Source organism: Pseudomonas sp. NPDC089743, from assembly GCF_044748785.1.
Lineage (GTDB): Bacteria > Pseudomonadota > Gammaproteobacteria > Pseudomonadales > Pseudomonadaceae > Aquipseudomonas > Aquipseudomonas putida_X.
This window is the reverse complement of sequence record NZ_JBIVGS010000001.1, coordinates 493,943-512,153: the sequence shown is the minus strand read 5'-3', so window position 1 is coordinate 512,153 and position 18,211 is coordinate 493,943. Positions and strand designations below refer to the sequence as shown.

Here is an 18,211-nt window from a genome sequence, read left to right as displayed (position 1 = left end):
TGCCGTTTGAAGCTCGCAGCTGCTTCCGGAGGAAGCCCCATGGAATACGATTACATCATCGTTGGTGCCGGCTCGGCCGGTAACACCCTGGCCACTCGCCTGACCGAAGACGCCAGCGTCACTGTCCTGCTGCTGGAAGCCGGTGGCCCCGACTACCGCCTCGATTTCCGCACCCAGATGCCGGCTGCCCTGGCATTCCCGCTGCAGGGCCGCCGCTACAACTGGGCCTACGAGACCGACCCGGAGCCGCACATGGACGGCCGCCGCATGGAATGTGGCCGCGGCAAGGGCCTGGGTGGTTCCTCGCTGATCAACGGCATGTGCTACATCCGCGGTAACGCCATGGACTTCGACGGCTGGGCGAAGCTGCCAGGCCTGGAAGACTGGGCTTACCTGGACTGCCTGCCGTACTTCCGCAAGGCAGAAACCCGTGACATCGGCCCCAACGACTACCACGGCGGCGAAGGCCCGCTCAGCGTTGCCACCCCCAAAGCAGGCAACAACCCGCTGTTCAACGCCATGGTCGAGGCCGGCGTACAGGCCGGTTACCCACGCACGGAAGACCTGAACGGCTACCAGCAGGAAGGCTTCGGCCCGATGGACCGCTCGGTGACCAAGAACGGCCGCCGCTCCAGCACCGCCCGCGGCTACCTGGACCAGGCCAAGAAGCGCCCGAACCTGACCATCGTCACCCACGCCCTGAGCGATCGCGTGCTGTTCGAAGGCAAGCGCGCCGTTGGCGTGACCTACCTGGTCGGCGACAGCGAAGAGCGCGTCGAGGCCCGTGCCCGCAAGGAAGTCATCGTCAGCTCCGGCGCCATCGCCTCGCCGCAGCTGCTGCAGCGCTCCGGCGTCGGCCCGCGGGCCCTGCTGGAAAGCCTCGACATCCCGGTCGTGCACGACCTGCCGGGCGTCGGCGAAAACCTGCAGGATCACCTTGAGTTGTACCTGCAGTACGCCTGCACCCAGCCGGTGTCGCTGTACCCGTCGTTGCTGTGGTGGAACCAGCCTGCCATCGGTGCCGAGTGGCTGTTCAAGGGCACCGGTATCGGCGCCAGCAACCAGTTCGAGGCAGGCGGCTTTATCCGTACTCGCCCTGAATTCGAATGGCCGAACATTCAGTACCACTTCCTGCCGGTCGCGATTAACTACAACGGCTCCAATGGCGTGAAGGAACACGGTTTCCAGGCGCACATGGGCTCGATGCGTTCGCCTAGCCGTGGCCGCGTCCAGGTCAAGTCCAAGGACCCGCGCCAGCACCCGAGCATCCTGTTCAACTACATGGCCACCGAGCAGGACTGGCAGGAGTTCCGTGACGGTATCCGGCTGACGCGCGAAATCATGGCCCAGCCAGCGCTGGACCCCTACCGTGGCCGTGAAATCAGCCCTGGCGCGCACGTGCAGACGGACGAAGAACTGGACAAGTTCATCCGCGAGCACGCCGAAACCGCCTTCCACCCGTCCTGCTCGTGCAAGATGGGGACCGACGAGATGGCGGTGGTCGATGGCGAAGGCCGCGTGCACGGCATGCAGGGCCTGCGTGTGGTGGATGCGTCGATCATGCCGATCATCATCACCGGCAACCTCAACGCCACCACCATCATGATCGCCGAGAAAATCTCGGACAAGATCCGCAACCGCAAGCCGCTGCCGCGCAGCACTGCCAAGTACTACGTGGCCAACGGTGCACCGGTCAAGGGCAAGCCGATGCGTGAAGTGAAGCAGGCCTGACCTGCAGCCACTTGCGCCATCAGCGGCAATACCGCCGCCCCCTGCGGGAGCCGGCTTGCCGGCGCTGAGGCGCGCAGGCGCAACGCAGGAAAAGGCACCCTTCGCGGTGCCTTTTCTACATCTGCAGAAACGCTTTACATGCTGCCAATTCATCAGGTTAGAATCGATTGGCACGCGACCTGCTAGTTCTTCAAAGCTATCGAGTCCTCTTCCCCGCGTTATCCCGGAGTACCTGCCTTTGGATGCAAGCACCATCAACAGCCTGTTCTTGATCGGCGCATTGCTGGTGGGCGCAAGTATCCTGGTCAGCTCGCTGTCGTCGCGCCTTGGCATTCCAATCCTGGTCATCATCCTCGCGGTGGGCATGCTCGCCGGCGTGGACGGTGGCGGCATCATCTTCAACAACTACCCGACCGCCTATCTGGTGGGCAACCTGGCGCTGGCGGTGATCCTGCTCGACGGCGGCTTGCGCACGCGGGTGGCGAGCTTCCGCGTGGCCCTGTGGCCGGCATTGTCGCTGGCCACCATCGGCGTGATGATCACCACCGCCCTCACCGGCCTGGTCGCGGCCTGGCTGTTTGACCTGAGCCTCATCCAGGGCCTGCTGATCGGTGCCATCGTCGGCTCCACCGACGCCGCGGCGGTGTTCTCACTGCTTGGCGGCAAAGGCCTGAACGAACGGGTCACGGCGACGCTGGAAATCGAATCGGGCAGCAACGATCCCATGGCCGTGTTCCTCACCGTCACCCTGATCGAGATGATCGCCAGCAGCCAGACCGGCCTGCACTGGAGCCTGCTGGGGCACTTGCTGCGCGAATTCGGCATCGGTGGGCTGTTGGGGCTGGGCGGTGGCTGGCTGATGCTGCAACTGGTCAACCGGATCAACCTGGCCGGCGGCCTCTACCCGATTCTGGTCATCGCTGGCGGTTTGGCGGTGTTCTCGCTGACCAACGCCCTGCACGGCAGCGGCTTCCTTGCCGTTTACCTGTGCGGCCTGGTGCTGGGCAACAAACCCATCCGCAGCCGCCACGGCATCCTGCACATGCTCGACGGCATGGCCTGGCTCGCCCAGATCGGCATGTTCCTGGTGCTGGGGCTGCTGGTCACACCCCATGACCTGCTGCCGATCGCCCTGCCCGCACTGGGCCTGGCGCTGTGGATGATCCTGATCGCGCGGCCGCTGTCGGTGGTGGCCGCACTGCTGCCGTTCAAGGCCTTCCATGGCCGCGAGAAAGCCTTCATTTCCTGGGTCGGCCTGCGTGGCGCGGTACCCATCATCCTTGCGGTGTTCCCGCTGATGGCGGGGCTACCTGACGCGCAACTGTTCTTCAACCTGGCATTCTTCATCGTGCTGGTATCGCTGCTGGTGCAGGGCACCAGCCTGCCGTGGATGGCCAAGCTGTTGAAAGTCACGGTACCACCGGACCCGGCACCGATCTCGCGGTCCGCCCTCGAAGTGCACGTTACCAGCGAGTGGGAGTTGTTCGTCTATCGCCTGGGCGCGGAAAAGTGGTGCATTGGTGCCGCCCTGCGCGAATTGAAGATGCCCGAGGGCACCCGTATTGCCGCACTGTTCCGTGGCGAACAGTTATTGCACCCCTCCGGCAGTACCGTACTCGAAGTCGGCGACATGCTGTGCGTGATCGGCCACGAACACAACCTGCCCGCATTGGGCAAGCTGTTCAGCCAGGCCCCGCAACGCGGCCTGGACCTGCGCTTTTTCGGCGATTTCGTGCTCGAAGGCGATGCCGAACTGGGCGCGGTGGCAGCCCTTTACGGCCTGAAACTCGACGGCCTGGACGCGAAAATGCCACTGGCGCAGTTCATCCGACAGAAGGTCGGGGGCGCTCCAGTAGTGGGCGATCAGGTGGAATGGCACGGCACGATCTGGACCGTGGCGACCATGGACGGGAACAAGATCCAGAAAGTGGGCGTCAGATTCCCCGAAGGAACGCGACCCGGACCAGGATTGTTCCTCTAAACTTCGTTTCTGCATGATCCATAAGTAGTCTGCCTATGTCCCTGCGCGTGTACCTTCGCACAGCCCTGCTCGGGCTGTGCCTGTCCCTGCCGTTCGCCGCTGCTGCGGCCGAAGCTCCGAGCGCTGCCAGCATCCAGAACAGCCTCGACAAGATCGCCGAACGCAAGCTGCCGGAGGCCGATCAGAAGGCCTTGCAGCAGGTGCTCGAACAAACCCTGAGCCTGCTTGCCAACAAGGAAGATAGCGAGAAGAAGCTTGCCGAACTCAAGCAACAGCTGGCTGACGCGCCCAAAGAGACCAGCGACAGCCAGAAAGAACTGGCCAAGCTCAAAGCCAGCAAGCCACAACCGGTGGCTCAACGCTACGCCAGCCTGAGCGTGCCGCAGCTCGAGCAGATGCTCAGCGAACGCAACACGCTGCAGGGTGAGCTGCAAAAAGCGCTGTCCGATGCCAACAGCCTGATCATCAATTCCCAGACCCGCCCCGAGCGCGCCCAGGCCGAGATCAGCAACAACCAGACACGCAGCCAGCAAATAAACACCATCCTCAAGAGCGGCAAGGATGGCGGCAAATCGATCAATGCCGACCAGCGCAACCAACTCAGTGCCGAACTGGCCTCGCTCAATGCCCTGACCCTGCTGCGCCGCCAGGAACTGGCCGGCAACGGCCTGCTGCAAGACCTGGGCAACGCCCGCCACGACCTGCTGATCGAACGCACCGCACGTCTGGAACAGGAAATCCAGGACCTGCAGACGCTGATCAACGAGAAGCGTCTGGCCCAGTCCCAGCAAACCGTAACCCAACAGTCGATCGAAGCGCAGAAGGCTGGCGGCAGCAGCCTGCTGGCCAGCGAAAGCGCAGCCAACCTCAAGCTTTCCGACTACCTGCTCAAAAGCACCGACCGCCTCAACGAATTGACCCAGCAGAACCTGCGCACCAAACAGCAGCTCGACAGCCTGACCCAGGCCGATCAAGCCCTGGACGAGCAGATCAGCGTGCTCAAGGGCAGCCTGCTGCTGTCGAAGATCCTCTACAAGCAGAAGCAGGCCCTGCCGCACCTGAAGCTTGACCGTGACCTGGCGGACCAGATCGCTGACATCCGTCTGTACCAGTTCGAGATCAACCAGCAGCGCGAGCAGATGAGCAGCCCGGTGACCTATGTCGACAAACTGCTGGCCAACCAGCCGCAGCAAGACGTCACCCCAGCCTTGCGCAAGGCCCTGCTGGAGGTAGCGATCACCCGCAGCGACCTGCTTGAACGCCTTAACCGCGAGCTGTCGGCGCTGCTCAACGAATCGATCACCCTGCAGCTCAACCAGAAGCAGTTGCTCAGCACCGCGCAAGGCCTGCGCACCACGCTCGACGAGCAGATGTTCTGGATCCCGAGCAACAAGCCGCTGGATTGGGACTGGTTGAAGACGGTGCCGGAGCGCTTTGCCAAACAGGTCTCGGACCTGCCCTGGGGCTCTGGCCTGAAGGAGCTGGGCGACGGGCTGAGCCAGCGCCCATTGCTTTTCCTGCCATTGCTGCTGGTGATCGGTGCCCTGCTGTGGCGCCGCAAATACCTCTACCAACGGCTGAGCAAGGTGCACCAGGATATCGGCCATTTCCGCCGTGACAGCCAGTGGCACACGCCCCAGGCGATCCTGATCAACATCCTCCTGGCGATGCCAGTGAGCCTGGGCCTTGCCCTGTGCAGCTATGCCCTGCAGATCGACGCCCGTGGGCAAAACGCCAACCTTGGCTCCGCGCTCTGGCAACTGGCCCAGGCCTGGCTCGTGTTCTACACCGCCTACCGCATACTCGCCCCAGGAGGGGTGGCGGAAATCCACTTCCGCTGGCACAAACCGCAAGTCGAGTTCCTGCGCGGCTGGGTGCGCAGGCTGGGTACCGTCGTGCTGGCACTGGTCGGCGTGGTGGCAGTGGCCGAGCACCAGCCGTCGGCACTGGCCGACGATGTGCTGGGCATCGGGGTTGTGCTGACCTGTTACGCACTCATGGCCTGGCTGCTCAGCCGCCTGCTGCTGAGCAGCCCCGCGCACCGCGACGCTTCGCTGTTCCGCCGGGCCGTCGGGCTGGCCTTCACGGCGTTGCCAATCGCCTTGTTCGTTGCGGTCTGCTTTGGCTATTACTACACCGCACTGAAGCTCACCGACCGGCTGATCTACACCCTTTACCTGCTGATGTTCTGGTTGGTGATCGAGGCCGCATTCGTACGTGGCCTATCGGTTGCCGCGCGGCGCCTGGCCTACCAGCGTGCGCTGAGCAAGCGCGCGGCCGCCAAGGAAGGCCTGGACGGCGAAGTCATCACCGAAGAGCCGACGCTGGACATCGAGCAGGTCAACCAGCAGTCGTTGCGCCTGATCCGCCTGGCCTTGCTCGGTGGCTTCATTGCCGGCCTGTACTGGGTGTGGGCGGACTTGATCACGGTGTTCGCCTACCTCAACAACTTCACCCTGTACGAATACACCAGCGGCACCGGCACGGCCGCCAGCATGGTGCCGATCAGCCTCGGCGACCTGCTCGGTGCGCTGGTGATCGTCGGCATCACCTTCGCCCTGGCCGGCAACTTACCGGGTTTGCTGGAGGTGCTGGTGCTGTCGCGGCTGAACCTGGCCCAAGGCAGCGCCTACGCCACCACCACGCTGCTGTCGTACACCATCGTCGGCATAGGCATCGTCAGTACTCTGTCGACCCTCGGCGTAAGCTGGGACAAGCTGCAGTGGCTGGTGGCAGCGCTGTCGGTCGGGCTGGGTTTCGGCATGCAGGAGATCTTCGCCAACTTCATCTCCGGCATCATGATCCTGTTCGAACGCCCGGTGCGCATCGGCGACACCATCACCATCGGCAACCTGTCCGGCACCGTGAGCAAGATCCGCATCCGCGCCACCACCATTACCGACTTCGACCGCAAGGACATCATCGTCCCCAACAAGACCTTCATCACCGGCCAACTGATCAACTGGTCGCTGACCGACACGGTCACCCGCGTCACGCTGAAATTGGGCATCGACTACGGCTCCGACCTGGACCTGGTGCGCGACCTGCTGCTCAAGGGCGCCCATGAAAATCCACGGGTGCTCAAAGACCCGGAACCGCTGGTGTATTTCCTCAACTTCGGCGAGAGCTCGCTGGACCACGAACTGCGCATGCACGTACGCGACCTGGGCGACCGCAACCCGACGCTGGACGAGATCAACCGCTACATCAACCGTGAGTTCAAGGCGCACAACATCAAGATCTCCGTACGCCAGGTCGAGGTGTTCCTGATGGACACCAAAGGCGGCAAGCAGCAGCTGATTCCCGTGGAACAACCAAAACCCGATGGCACTGCGCCGGCCTGATACGGCTCGAATGCTTTATTCTGTGCTGAACCCTAGGAGCAGCCCGTGAAAGCCCTCGACCAACTCACCTTCGACAACCGCTTCGCCCGCCTGGGCGACGCGTTTTCCACCCAGGTCCTGCCCGAGCCCATCGCAGAGCCGCGCCTGGTCGTGGCAAGCGAGTCGGCCATGGGCTTGCTCGACCTCGACCCGGCCCAGGCCGACCTGCCAGTGTTCGCCGAGCTGTTCAGCGGCCACAAACTCTGGGAAGAAGCCGACCCACGGGCGATGGTCTATTCAGGCCATCAGTTCGGCTCGTACAACCCGCGCCTGGGTGATGGCCGCGGGCTGCTGCTGGCCGAAGTGCTCAACGAGGCGGGCGAGCACTGGGACCTGCACCTCAAGGGTGCCGGCCAGACCCCTTACTCGCGCATGGGCGATGGCCGGGCGGTGCTGCGGTCATCGATTCGCGAGTTTCTCGCCTCCGAAGCCCTGCACGCCCTGGGCATCCCCAGCAGCCGGGCACTGTGCGTGATCGGTTCCAGTACCCCGGTATGGCGTGAAACCCGCGAGAGCGCCGCCATGCTCACACGGCTGGCACAGAGCCACGTGCGCTTTGGCCATTTCGAGTACTTCTACTACACCAAGCAGCCTGAGCAACAGCGGGTGTTGATCGACCACGTGCTGGCGCAGCATTACCCCGAATGCCGCGAGGCCGAGCAGCCGTACCTGGCCATGTTCCGCACCATCGTCGAGCGCAACGCCGAGCTGATTGCGCGCTGGCAGGCCTATGGCTTCTGCCATGGGGTGATGAACACCGACAACATGTCGATCCTGGGCATCACCTTCGATTTCGGCCCCTTCGCCTTCCTCGACGACTTCGACGCCAACTTCATCTGCAACCATTCCGATGACCGCGGCCGCTACAGCTATGCCAACCAGGTGCCGATCGCCCACTGGAACCTCAGCGCACTGGCCCAGGCCCTGACCACGGTGATTGAGGTCGAGCCCCTCAAGCAAGCGCTGGCGTTGTTCCTGCCGCTGTACCAGGCGCACTACCTGGACCTGATGCGCCGGCGCCTGGGCCTGACCACGGCTGAGGACGAGGACATGGCGCTGGTCGAGCACCTGCTGCAGCGCATGCAGAGCGGGGGTGTGGACTACAACCTGTTCTTCCGCAGGCTGGGCGAGCAGCCGGTGGCCGAGGCACTCAAGGACGTACGCGACGACTTCATCGACCTGGCAGGCTTCGATGCCTGGGGCGCAGCCTATCTGGCCCGTTGTGAGCGTGAAGCCGGTAATGGCGATGGGCGCCGCGAGCGCATGCACGCGGTGAACCCGCTGTACGTGCTGCGCAACTACCTGGCGCAAAAAGCCATCGAAGCCGCCGAGGCCGGTGACTACAGTGAAGTGCGGCGGCTGCATCAGGTGCTGAGCACGCCGTTCGAGGAACAAGCCGGAATGCAGGCCTACGCCGAACGCCCGCCAGCGTGGGGCAAACACCTGGAAATCAGCTGCTCCTCCTGATGGCTGGCCGCAGTCCCCCGTCGCCAGCAAGCCGGCAGTCCAACGACTGTCGCCGTGGGAGCCGGCTTGCCGGCGATCACCGGCGAAGCCGGTGCCATGCACCGCTGAGCCTGCAAGCCAGTTGCTTCACAGCCCCCTGGCCTCAGGTCCTGGGCGAAACCGGTGGCACCTGCTGGCCGGCGACAGGGCTTGACCAAACACCACAAGGAAACCACATGTCCGACTCGTTGCTAGTCCCCTGCCCCCACTGCGACAGCCTCAACCGCCTGCCTGCCACCCGCCTGGGCGATGCGCCTAAATGCGGCCGCTGCAAACAGCAGGTGCTGTTGGGCCAGTCGTTCGAACTCAACGAACGCAACTACGCCAGCCAGATCAAAGGCGACCTGCCGCTGCTGATCGACGTCTGGGCCGACTGGTGCGGCCCCTGCAAGTCCTTCGCCCCCACCTTCGAACAGGCCGCGCGGCAACTCGAGGGGCGCTGCCGCCTGGCCAAGCTCGACAGCGAAACCAACCGCACCCTTGCTGGCCAGTTGGGTATCCGTTCGATTCCCAGCCTGATCCTGTTCAAGAACGGCCGCGAAGTCAGCCGCCAGGCGGGCGCGTTTCCACTGCAGTCGCTGCTGGAGTGGCTACGCAGCCAAGGGATTTAAGCGTTTTCTTCGAGCAGCGAGTGCAGCTCGACAAACTGTTGGGTCAGCTTGTGCCGTGGCTCCAGGTGAATCAGCGGTAAGCTGGCGTGGTGCGACTCGCGCATCTTCACCGAACTGCTCAGGTAGACCGGCAATACCGGCAGCCCTTCGGCCAGCAGTTCGTCGAGCATTTGCTGGGGCAGGCTGGCGCGGGACTGGAACTGGTTGACGACAATGCCTTCGACCACCAGCTCTTCGTTATGGTCATCCTTCAACTCTTCGATCTCAGCCAGCAGCCCGTACAGCGCCTGGCGTGAAAAACTGTCGCAGTCGAAGGGGATCAGCACGCGATCTGCCGCAATCAGCGCAGATACCGCATAGAAGTTGAGTGCAGGCGGGGTATCGATGTAGATCCGCTCGTAATCCTCGTCGAGCTCGTCGAGCAACTTACGCAGCTTGTTGATCTTGTGCTTGGCCTCGAGCTTGGGCTGCAAATCGGCCAGCTCCGCGGTGGCGGTGACCACATGCAGGTTGTCGAACGGGGTTTCGTAGATATCGACCTTGTTCTTCTTGCTGAACGGCCCGCTGGAGAGGCTTTGCTTGAAGAAGTCGGCGATACCCATGGGGATGTCTTCGCCGGTGAGGCCGGTCAGGTACTGAGTCGAGTTGGCCTGGGCATCCAGGTCGATCAGCAGGGTCCGATAGCCGTCGCTGGCGCTGACCGCAGCCAGGTTGCAAGCGATGCTCGACTTGCCCACGCCACCTTTCTGATTGAACACCACGCGCCGCATGAGAGACCTCCGTGTATCAACGAATGCCCGAGTATGTGGCGCCCGCTCGGCGTTGACCAGCATTCTTCATTCAAGTTGTGCACCTCCCGACCGACAACCTTGCCCTGACCGGTTGTCGGAAACCGCGTACATGGCGATCAGCGTATGTCATGTCCAGACGAAGGCAATGTCTGATTGAACCACTATGCATTGATACATGACCCCGGCACCGGGATAATGCGCGCCACTCGATGAATGCGCCAACCCTGGCAGGTCGTTACGCCGAGTCATTCCCTCGGCATGGAAGTCCCTCAGGGCGGGAAACAAAGCACCGTGATCACCTTCGACATCAGCCAATGGCGCGCGTGGGCCCCTGGCCTCTCGACACACGCCGACTGGCAATTATGGGCAAATGGCCATCAGCCGCCACGCAGCGATGCGCAGGCGCCTGACGTGAGCTTCCTGCCCGCCATGCAACGCCGTCGCCTCAGCCACCTGGCGCGCATGGCCTTTGCCGTGGGTTGGCCATTGGCCGAGGGCCACGAGCAGTTGCCACTGGTGTTCGTATCGCGCCACGGTGAAACGCCCCGCACCTTTTCGATTCTCAGCGAGCTGGCCGCACGCCAGCCGCTGTCGCCCACCCAGTTCAGCCTGTCGGTGCACAACGCGGTCATCGGCCTGTGGTCGATCCTGCGCGGCTCGACCAGCGAAATGACCGCCCTGGCGGCCGCGGGCGACGGCTTCGAGCAAGGCGTGCTGGAGGCGGCGGCACTGCTGGCCGAGGGTGCACCCGCCGTGCTGTTGATCGTCACCGAGGAACTGCCCCCCGAGGCCTACAGCTCTTGGATCGACGACGTGCCCTTCGCCTACGCCCTGGGCCTGCTGCTGACCCCTGGCCAGCAATGGCAACTCGCGCCCGGGCAGGCGTTGGCAACACCTCCCGTGGAATTGCCTCACGGCCTCAGCTGGCTCAAAGCCATGCTGACTGGCTGCAATTCCTTCACTCACACCTGGAATCGTCGTACATGGAACTGGCAACGACAGCCGTGAGCCGGCCACGCGACGCTTACTATTGGCGTCTGCTGGCCACCGCCGCGAGCTTCTTTCTGTTCGGCCTGGGCGGTTTGTGCCTGCGCCTGCTGGTCTTTCCGCTGCTGGCCTGCCTGCCAGGCGGTGCCGAACGCCATCGCCGGCGCGCACGGCGCACCATCAGTTGGCTGTTCTGGCGTTTCGTGCGGTTCATGCACGCCACAGGCGTGCTGACTTACCAGATCGACGGCGCCGAGCGCCTCGGCCGGCCTGGGCAGATGATCATCGCCAACCACCCGTCGCTGATCGACGTGGTGTTCCTCATTGGCCTGGTGCGCCAGGCCAACTGCGTGGTCAAGCAGAGCCTGTTCGACAACCCATTCACCCGCGGTCCGGTCAGCGAAGCCCAGTACATCGGCAACGACGGCAGCCTGGACATGCTCGACACCGCCGTGGAGTCGCTGCGCCAGGGCCAGCCACTGGTGATCTTCCCCGAAGGCACGCGCACCTCGCCCGGCCAGGCGCCGGCCTTTCATCGTGGCGCCGCCGCAATCGCCCTGCGCGGTGCGAAGATCATCACCCCGGTGACCATCCAGGTCAGCCCCACCACGCTGACCAAGAATGAACCCTGGTACCGCATTCCCAGCCGCCGCGTGCACTTTACCCTCAAGGTCGGCGCCGATATCGATCCTCAGGCCTTCGCCGCCCTGGGCCCCGCCCCCAAGGCATCGCGGCTGCTCAACGACCATCTGCATCACTACTTCATCAAGGAGCTCGCCGCCAATGAGCGTGCCACAGCAAGACCTGAACCGTGACCTCAAACAGCTGATCATCGACGCCCTGGGCCTGGAAGACATCAGCGTTCAGGACATCGACGATGAACAACCCCTGTTCGGCGAAGGCCTGGGCCTGGACTCGGTAGACGCACTGGAACTCGGCCTGGCGATCCAGAAGCGCTACGGCTTCAAGATCGACGCCGATGCCAAGGACACCCGCACCCACTTCAGCAACGTCGCCACGCTGGCGGCATTCGTCACCGCCCGTCAGGCCGCCTGAGAACGTACCATGCAAACCCGCGAAGACATCTTCAACATCCTGCGCGACGCTCTGGTCGAACTGTTCGAACTGGAGCCGGCCAGCATCTCTCTGCAATCCAACCTGTACCAGGACCTGGAAATCGACAGCATCGACGCCGTCGATCTGATCGACCACATCAAGCGCCAGACCGGCAAGAAGATCGCCGCTGACGATTTCAAGTCGGTACGTACCGTCAATGACGTGGTCGAGGCCGTGTTCCGCCTGGTAAACCCGGCGGCATGAAACGCCTGATCGGCCTCGGTCTGCTGTTGGCCGGCCTGCTGTATCCGTTTGCCGTGCATTTCGGCATGGCCCATTTCGCCCCCTGGCAATTCGGCCTGCTGCTTGGCGCCCTCTGGCTGGCCCGCGCCCTGAGCGCGCCGCGCCGCCCGGGCAGCCTGTGGATGGCGCTGGCAGCGCTGGCATTCTGTGGCGTGCTGGGGCTGTCCGACAGCCAGCAACTGCTGCGCTGGTACCCGGTGCTGATCAGCGCCTTCATGCTCGCCCTGTTCGGCAGCACCCTGCTGCACGGTATGCCCATGGCCGAGCGCCTGGCGCGCCTGCGTGACCCTGAATTGCCACCCCGGGCCGTGTGCTACACGCGCCGGGTGACCGAGGCGTGGAGCCTGTTCTTTCTGTGCAACGGCCTGATCGCCGCCAGCCTCACGCTGTGGGCGCCACTGCGCTGGTGGACCCTGTACAACGGCGTGATCGCCTATGCCGCGATGGGCCTGCTGTTCGCCATCGAATGGCTGATAAGACAACGTGTGCGAGGACGCTCATGAACTGGATCAACCTCGAACACCTGCTGCGCCCGCTGGAAGCGCCGCGCCAGGTGACCCAGGCGCCGGCCCTGGACCACGCCGCACTGTGCCGGCAGGCCCTGCAGTTGGCCGGTGGCCTGCGCCAGCGTGGGGTCAAACGCCTGGCAGTGCATCTGGAAGACGCCGCGCAACTGGCGGCCGCGCTGCTGGGCGCCTGGCGTGCCGGAGTCGAGGTGCTGCTGCCCGCCGACCTGCAACCGGCAACCCGCGAGCGCTGGAATGCCCAGGTCGACCTGTGGCTCAGCGATCAGCCAGGCGATGCCACGCTGGAGGCCTTGCTGGGCAACGCCCTGGAACCTGCCGACCTGGATCTGGCGCAGTGCCGGATCAGCCTCTGCACCTCCGGCTCCAGCGGCGAGCCCAAGCGCATCGACAAGCAGCTGCGCCAGCTGGCCAACGAAGTGACCGCCCTGGAACGACTCTGGGGCAGCACCTTGGGCGATGCGTGGATCATCGGCAGCGTCGCCACCCAGCACATCTATGGGCTGCTGTTCCGCGTGCTCTGGCCCCTGTGCGCCGGGCGTGGCTTCGAGCGCCGCCCGCTACCCTTCCCCGAAGACCTGCAACGTGCCAGCCGCGAACACCCGGCATTTGCCTGGGTGGCCAGCCCGGCGCTCCTCAAGCGCATGGGCGATAACCTCGACTGGCCGGCCCTGCGCCCGGTGCGCCTAGTGTTCTCGTCCGGCGGCGAACTGCCGGCGGAGGCTGGCGAGCGCCTGCACCAGCGCCTGGGCCAGTGGCCGGCGGAAATCCTCGGCAGCTCGGAAACCGGCGGCATCGCCTGGCGCCAGGGCGAAGAACTGTGGAGCCCGTTCGCCGATGTGCAACTGAGCCAGGATGAGCAAGGTGCCTTGCGCATCGCCTCCAGCTACCTGCCAGCCGGCCATGTCGAGCAGAGCGCCGATGCCGTCGAGTTCGTCGAAGGCGGGCGCTTCCGCCTGCTCGGGCGCCTGGACCGTATCGTCAAGCTGGAAGAAAAGCGTATCTCCCTGCCGATGCTCGAACAGGCCCTGTGCAGCCACCCGTGGGTCGCCGAAGCGCGCCTGGGCATGATCGAGGAAGGCCGCGCCTTCCTTGGCGCGCTGCTGGTGCCAAGCCCGGCCGGCCTGCACACATTGCGCAACCTTGGCCGTCGGGCGCTGGTCGACGGCCTGCGCACGCACCTGGCCAGCCACTGCGAAGCGCTGGCCCTGCCACGCCGTTGGCGGTTGCTGCGCCGCCTGCCGCTGAACAGCCAGGGCAAGCTGCCCCAGGCCAACTTGCAGGCCCTGCTGCTGGCCCAGCGCAGCCTGGCGCCCGAGGTGCTGGAACAGCGCCGCGAGGGCGACGAACTGCACCTGCGCCTGGCCGTGCCGCTGGACCTGGCGTGTTTTCCCGGGCACTTCCCGCAGACCCCGGTACTGCCGGGCGTGGTCCAGATCGACTGGGCCATCGACCTTGGCGGCGAACTGCTCGATTGCGAGCGGCGCTTCAGCGGCATGGAAGTGCTCAAGTTCCAGCAACTGGTGCGCCCAGGCGATGAACTGGCGCTGACCCTGCGCTGGGACAGCGCGCGCGGCAAGCTGTACTTCACCTTCACCTGCGCTGGGTTGCCCTGCTCCAGTGGCCGTATTCTGCTGGAGGCCGTCTGTGCATAAGCCCTGTGCGGTGATCCCGGTGTACAACCACGAGCAGGCAGTGCCGGCCGTGGTCGCCGACCTGCTGCGCGCAGGCCTTCCCTGCGTGCTGGTAGATGACGCCAGCCACGCGCCCTGCGCCCAGGTGCTGGGGCGCCTCGCCGGCCAGCCTGACGTGCACCTGGTGACCCTGGCGGTCAACCAAGGCAAGGGCGGCGCAGTCATGGCCGGCCTGCGCGAAGCCGCACGGCTCGGTTTCAGCCATGCCCTGCAAGTGGACGCCGACGGTCAGCACGATCTCGCCGATGTCGGCCGCTTCGTCGAGCAGTCGCAAGCTTATCCACAGGCGCTGGTGTGCGGTTATCCACAGTACGATGCCAGCGTGCCCAAGGGCCGGCTGTACGCCCGCTACCTGACCCACGTGTGGGTGTGGATCAACAGCCTGTCGCTACAGATACCTGACTCCATGTGCGGCTTTCGGGTGTACCCGCTGCCGGCGACCCTGGCGATGATCGACAGCGTCAAGTTGGGCAAACGCATGGATTTCGACCCGGAGATTCTGGTGCGCCTGGCCTGGCGCAACCAGCCCATGAAGTGGCTGCCGACCCGCGTGCACTACCCACAGGACGGTCTCTCGCACTTTCGCCTGTTCCACGACAATGCGCTGATCTCGAAGATGCACGCCAAGCTGTTCTTCGGCATGTTGCTGCGCGCACCCCTGATACTCTGGCGCAGGTGGCGCGCATGAGCGAACAGCCACAACACTGGGCCGAGCACCAGGAACGGGGCAGCTTCTGGTTGATGAAGCTGACCGCGACCCTGGTGCGCCTGCTCGGGCGCCGCGTACTCAGCCCGCTGATCCACCTCATCGTCGCCTACTTCTTCCTGTTTGGCCGCCGCGCCCGGCGCAGCGCCCGCCAGTACCAGCAGCGGCTGCACCAATGGAACGCCGGGCAAACCGCTGCGCCCAACCATTGGCAGGTGTTTCGCCAGTTCATGGCGTTTGCCGAGGCGCTGCTGGACAAGCTCGATGTGTGGAACGGCAAGCTGCGCATCGAGGACATCGAGATCCACGACCCCGCCAACCTGCGCCAGCAACTGCGCGGCGCACGCGGGCAGATGCTGGTCGGTGCGCATTTGGGCAACCTCGAAGTGTGCCGGGCCCTGGCCGAGATTGGCGAACAGGTGACCATGAACGTGCTGGTGCACACCCGCCATGCCGAGCGCTTCAACCGCCTGCTCGGCGAGGCCGGTGCCACCAACCTGCGGCTGATTCAGGTCAGCGAACTGGACCCGGCGGTGATGCTGCAGCTGTCCGAGCGACTGGAGCGCGGCGAGTGGCTGGCGATCGCCGGCGACCGCGTGCCCTTGCACGGCGCACGCACCGTCGAGGTGGATTTCCTCGGCCACCCGGCGGCCTTCCCGCAAGGCCCCTGGCTACTCGCCGGCATGCTCGAATGCCCGCTCAACCTACTGTTCTGCCTCAAGCACCAGGGCCGCTACCACATCACCCTCGAACCCTTCGCCGAACGCCTGCAATGGCGGCGCGGCCAGCGTGATCAGGTGATCGCCGAGTGGGCCACGCGCTATGCCGCACGCCTGGGGCACTACTGCGTCCAGGCGCCATTGCAGTGGTTCAATTTCTACCCTTTCTGGAAGACCGATGACGATGCATCCGCATGAGCCTGTCACCTTCGGCGAATCGCCGCTGGCAATCGAAGATGTCCTGGCCCTGGCCGAGCGCCGCGCGCAGGTAGCGCTGCAGAACGACGCCGCCTACCGTGAACGCATCGCCCGCGGTGCGCGCTTTCTCGACACCCTGCTCGACAAGGAAGGGGTGATCTACGGCGTCACCACCGGCTACGGCGACTCCTGCGTGGTGGCCGTGCCGCTGGAACACGTGGAGGCCCTGCCACAGCATCTGTACACGTTCCATGGCTGCGGGCTGGGCAAGCTGCTCGACGCCCCCGCCACCCGCGCGGTGCTGGCCGCCCGCCTGCGTTCGCTGAGCCACGGCGTTTCCGGTGTTCGCCTGGAACTGCTCGAGCGCCTGCGCGACTTTCTCGCCCACGACATCCTGCCGCTGATCCCCGAGGAAGGCTCGGTGGGCGCCAGCGGGGACCTGACACCCTTGTCGTACGTGGCAGCGACCCTGTCCGGCGAGCGTGAGGTGATGTACCAGGGCCAGCGCCGCAGCAGTGCCGATGTGCACCGCGAGCTGGGCTGGCAACCGCTGGTACTGCGCCCCAAGGAAGCCTTGGCGCTGATGAACGGCACCGCGGTCATGACCGGCCTGGCCTGCCTGGCCTATGCCCGTGCCGATTACTTGCTGCAGTTGGCCACGCGCATCACCGCGCTCAATGTGATCGGCCTGCAGGGCAACCCGGAGCACTTCGACGAACGCCTGTTCGCCGCCAAGCCGCACCCCGGCCAGACCCAGGTCGCCGCCTGGCTGCGCCAGGACCTGGCCATCGACGCGCCGCTGCCACCACTGCACCGCCTGCAGGACCGCTACTCGCTGCGCTGCGCCCCGCATGTGCTCGGCGTGCTGGCCGACAGCCTGGGGTGGTTGCGCGGGTTCATCGAAACCGAACTGAACAGCGCCAACGACAACCCGATCATCGATGGCGACGCTGAGCGTGTGCTGCACGGCGGGCACTTCTATGGCGGGCATATCGCGTTTGCCATGGACAGCCTGAAAACCCTGGTGGCCAACGTCGCCGACCTGCTCGACCGCCAGCTGGCGCTGCTGGTGGACGTGCGCTACAACCACGGCCTGCCGAGCAACCTTTCCGGCGCCGACGCCGAGCGAGCGATGATCAACCACGGTTTCAAGGCCGTGCAGATCGGCGCCAGCGCCTGGACTGCCGAGGCCCTGAAGCAGACCATGCCGGCCAGCGTGTTCTCGCGCTCCACCGAGTGCCACAACCAGGACAAGGTGAGCATGGGCACCATCGCCGCACGCGATGCCCTGCGGGTGCTGGAGCTGACCGAACAGGTTGCCGCCGCCTCGCTGCTGGCCGCCAACCAAGGTGTCTGGCTGCGCAGCCGCCAGGCCGACGCACGGCCACTGCCGCCAGCCCTGGCGCACATGCACGAAGCACTGCTGGCGGACTTCGCTCCAGTCATCGAAGACCGCGCCCTGGAAAGCGACCTGCGCCACTGTCTGCAGCGTATCGCCCAGCGCCACTGGAGGTTGCATGCGTAACCCCGGGGTCTTCCATGTCGACAGCGAGATCGTCGTTCCCTTCTTCGACGTCGATAGCATGCACATCGTCTGGCACGGCCATTACGTGAAGTACCTGGAGGTGGCCCGCTGCGCCCTGCTCGACCGCCTGGCCCACAACTACCTGCAGATGCAGGCCAGCGGCTACGCGTGGCCGGTGATCGACCTGCAACTGCGCTACATCCGCGGCGCCACCTTCGGCCAGCGCCTTACCGTGCGCGCCAGCCTGGTGGAGTGGGAAAACCGCCTGAAGATCCACTACCTGATCAGCGACGCCATGACCGGCGAACGCATGACCCGGGCCAGCACCGTGCAGGTCGCGGTGCATATCGACAGCGGCGAGATGCAGTTGGCCTCGCCGCAGGTGATGCTCGACGCCGTGCAGCAGGTGCTGGCATGAAACACAGCCTGTACCGGTCATTCTCGGCACTGCGCCCTGGCTCGAACTCGGGCAGATCAGCGCGAGCACAAGGCCGCT

At 64.9% G+C, this 18,211-nt stretch carries 16 protein-coding genes; 15 read left to right on the top strand and 1 reads right to left on the bottom strand.

The genetic code is table 11. The annotated features are described in order from the left end of the window. Positions 1 to 39: 39 nt before the first annotated feature. The 5 genes from betA to trxC all read left to right on the top strand — a co-directional run bounded on the left by betA (position 40) and on the right by trxC (position 9,212). Positions 40 to 1,731 (top strand): choline dehydrogenase, encoded by a 1,692-nt coding sequence (gene betA, locus ACIPZC_RS02450; RefSeq protein ID WP_400624617.1) that lies wholly within the window; start codon positions 40 to 42, stop codon positions 1,729 to 1,731. A gap of 238 nt (positions 1,732 to 1,969) precedes the next feature. Then, positions 1,970 to 3,712, top strand: coding sequence for a potassium/proton antiporter (locus ACIPZC_RS02445; RefSeq protein WP_241805155.1), 1,743 nt, complete (start codon positions 1,970 to 1,972; stop codon positions 3,710 to 3,712). Positions 3,713 to 3,747: 35 nt separating this feature from the next. Further along, positions 3,748 to 7,056: a mechanosensitive channel MscK gene (gene mscK / locus ACIPZC_RS02440; RefSeq protein ID WP_400624615.1), complete on the top strand. Its 3,309-nt coding sequence runs from the start codon at positions 3,748 to 3,750 to the stop codon at positions 7,054 to 7,056. A gap of 45 nt (positions 7,057 to 7,101) precedes the next feature. After that, on the top strand, positions 7,102 to 8,562 hold the full coding sequence (selO, locus tag ACIPZC_RS02435) for a protein adenylyltransferase SelO (RefSeq protein WP_400624613.1): 1,461 nt from the start codon (positions 7,102 to 7,104) through the stop codon (positions 8,560 to 8,562). A gap of 215 nt (positions 8,563 to 8,777) precedes the next feature. Then, a complete protein-coding gene (trxC, locus tag ACIPZC_RS02430; protein ID WP_400624611.1) occupies positions 8,778 to 9,212 on the top strand; it encodes a thioredoxin TrxC in 435 nt (144 codons plus the stop codon). Here the strand turns inward: trxC and ACIPZC_RS02425 are convergent. Next, the gene (locus ACIPZC_RS02425; RefSeq protein WP_400624609.1) at positions 9,209 to 9,982 is read right to left on the bottom strand and encodes a ParA family protein; all 774 of its coding nucleotides are present in this window, start codon (positions 9,980 to 9,982) and stop codon (positions 9,209 to 9,211) included. The genes trxC and ACIPZC_RS02425 overlap by 4 nt on opposite strands. Positions 9,983 to 10,294: 312 nt before the next feature. Between ACIPZC_RS02425 and ACIPZC_RS02420 the strand changes: the two genes are divergently transcribed. From ACIPZC_RS02420 to ACIPZC_RS02375, 10 genes are read left to right on the top strand one after another with little or no spacing between them, the layout of a single operon-like run. Then, positions 10,295 to 11,011, top strand: coding sequence for a beta-ketoacyl synthase chain length factor (locus ACIPZC_RS02420; protein WP_400624607.1), 717 nt, complete (start codon positions 10,295 to 10,297; stop codon positions 11,009 to 11,011). Continuing rightward, positions 10,987 to 11,805 carry a 1-acyl-sn-glycerol-3-phosphate acyltransferase gene (locus ACIPZC_RS02415; protein ID WP_267820390.1) on the top strand — a complete coding sequence of 273 codons (819 nt, stop codon included), beginning with the start codon at positions 10,987 to 10,989 and terminating at the stop codon, positions 11,803 to 11,805. The genes ACIPZC_RS02420 and ACIPZC_RS02415 overlap by 25 nt, the downstream gene beginning before the upstream one ends. Then, positions 11,774 to 12,046, top strand: coding sequence for a phosphopantetheine-binding protein (locus ACIPZC_RS02410; protein ID WP_400624605.1), 273 nt, complete (start codon positions 11,774 to 11,776; stop codon positions 12,044 to 12,046). The genes ACIPZC_RS02415 and ACIPZC_RS02410 overlap by 32 nt, the downstream gene beginning before the upstream one ends. A 9-nt stretch (positions 12,047 to 12,055) precedes the next feature. Next, positions 12,056 to 12,310, top strand: a complete 255-nt coding sequence (locus ACIPZC_RS02405) for an acyl carrier protein (protein WP_267820387.1) — start codon at positions 12,056 to 12,058, stop codon at positions 12,308 to 12,310. Beyond that, positions 12,307 to 12,852, top strand: a complete 546-nt coding sequence (locus ACIPZC_RS02400) for a hypothetical protein (RefSeq protein ID WP_400624603.1) — start codon at positions 12,307 to 12,309, stop codon at positions 12,850 to 12,852. Before ACIPZC_RS02405 ends, ACIPZC_RS02400 begins: the two co-directional genes overlap by 4 nt. After that, positions 12,849 to 14,528: an AMP-binding protein gene (locus tag ACIPZC_RS02395; RefSeq protein ID WP_400624601.1), complete on the top strand. Its 1,680-nt coding sequence runs from the start codon at positions 12,849 to 12,851 to the stop codon at positions 14,526 to 14,528. Before ACIPZC_RS02400 ends, ACIPZC_RS02395 begins: the two co-directional genes overlap by 4 nt. Beyond that, the gene (locus ACIPZC_RS02390; RefSeq protein WP_400624599.1) at positions 14,521 to 15,255 is read left to right on the top strand and encodes a glycosyltransferase family 2 protein; all 735 of its coding nucleotides are present in this window, start codon (positions 14,521 to 14,523) and stop codon (positions 15,253 to 15,255) included. Before ACIPZC_RS02395 ends, ACIPZC_RS02390 begins: the two co-directional genes overlap by 8 nt. After that, entirely contained in the window at positions 15,252 to 16,190 is a 939-nt protein-coding gene (locus ACIPZC_RS02385; protein ID WP_267820383.1) for a glycosyl transferase, read from the top strand. Before ACIPZC_RS02390 ends, ACIPZC_RS02385 begins: the two co-directional genes overlap by 4 nt. Further along, entirely contained in the window at positions 16,171 to 17,715 is a 1,545-nt protein-coding gene (hutH, locus tag ACIPZC_RS02380; RefSeq protein WP_400624597.1) for a histidine ammonia-lyase, read from the top strand. The genes ACIPZC_RS02385 and hutH overlap by 20 nt, the downstream gene beginning before the upstream one ends. After that, the gene (locus tag ACIPZC_RS02375) at positions 17,708 to 18,133 is read left to right on the top strand and encodes an acyl-CoA thioesterase (protein WP_400624595.1); all 426 of its coding nucleotides are present in this window, start codon (positions 17,708 to 17,710) and stop codon (positions 18,131 to 18,133) included. The genes hutH and ACIPZC_RS02375 overlap by 8 nt, the downstream gene beginning before the upstream one ends. Positions 18,134 to 18,211 lie beyond the last annotated feature (78 nt).

What these genes read in the sequence shown, in the direction of transcription:
- ACIPZC_RS02405 (WP_267820387.1), top strand. Translation starts at nt 12,056, where the DNA reads ATGCAAACCCGCGAAGACATCTTCAACATCCTGCGCGACGCTCTGGTC.
- ACIPZC_RS02415 (WP_267820390.1), top strand. Translation starts at nt 10,987, where the DNA reads ATGGAACTGGCAACGACAGCCGTGAGCCGGCCACGCGACGCTTACTAT.
- trxC (WP_400624611.1), top strand. Translation starts at nt 8,778, where the DNA reads ATGTCCGACTCGTTGCTAGTCCCCTGCCCCCACTGCGACAGCCTCAAC.
- ACIPZC_RS02375 (WP_400624595.1), top strand. Translation starts at nt 17,708, where the DNA reads ATGCGTAACCCCGGGGTCTTCCATGTCGACAGCGAGATCGTCGTTCCC.
- betA (WP_400624617.1), top strand. Translation starts at nt 40, where the DNA reads ATGGAATACGATTACATCATCGTTGGTGCCGGCTCGGCCGGTAACACC.
- ACIPZC_RS02385 (WP_267820383.1), top strand. Translation starts at nt 15,252, where the DNA reads ATGAGCGAACAGCCACAACACTGGGCCGAGCACCAGGAACGGGGCAGC.
- ACIPZC_RS02425 (WP_400624609.1), bottom strand. Translation starts at nt 9,982, where the DNA reads ATGCGGCGCGTGGTGTTCAATCAGAAAGGTGGCGTGGGCAAGTCGAGC.
- ACIPZC_RS02395 (WP_400624601.1), top strand. Translation starts at nt 12,849, where the DNA reads ATGAACTGGATCAACCTCGAACACCTGCTGCGCCCGCTGGAAGCGCCG.
- ACIPZC_RS02410 (WP_400624605.1), top strand. Translation starts at nt 11,774, where the DNA reads ATGAGCGTGCCACAGCAAGACCTGAACCGTGACCTCAAACAGCTGATC.
- hutH (WP_400624597.1), top strand. Translation starts at nt 16,171, where the DNA reads ATGACGATGCATCCGCATGAGCCTGTCACCTTCGGCGAATCGCCGCTG.
- mscK (WP_400624615.1), top strand. Translation starts at nt 3,748, where the DNA reads ATGTCCCTGCGCGTGTACCTTCGCACAGCCCTGCTCGGGCTGTGCCTG.
- ACIPZC_RS02400 (WP_400624603.1), top strand. Translation starts at nt 12,307, where the DNA reads ATGAAACGCCTGATCGGCCTCGGTCTGCTGTTGGCCGGCCTGCTGTAT.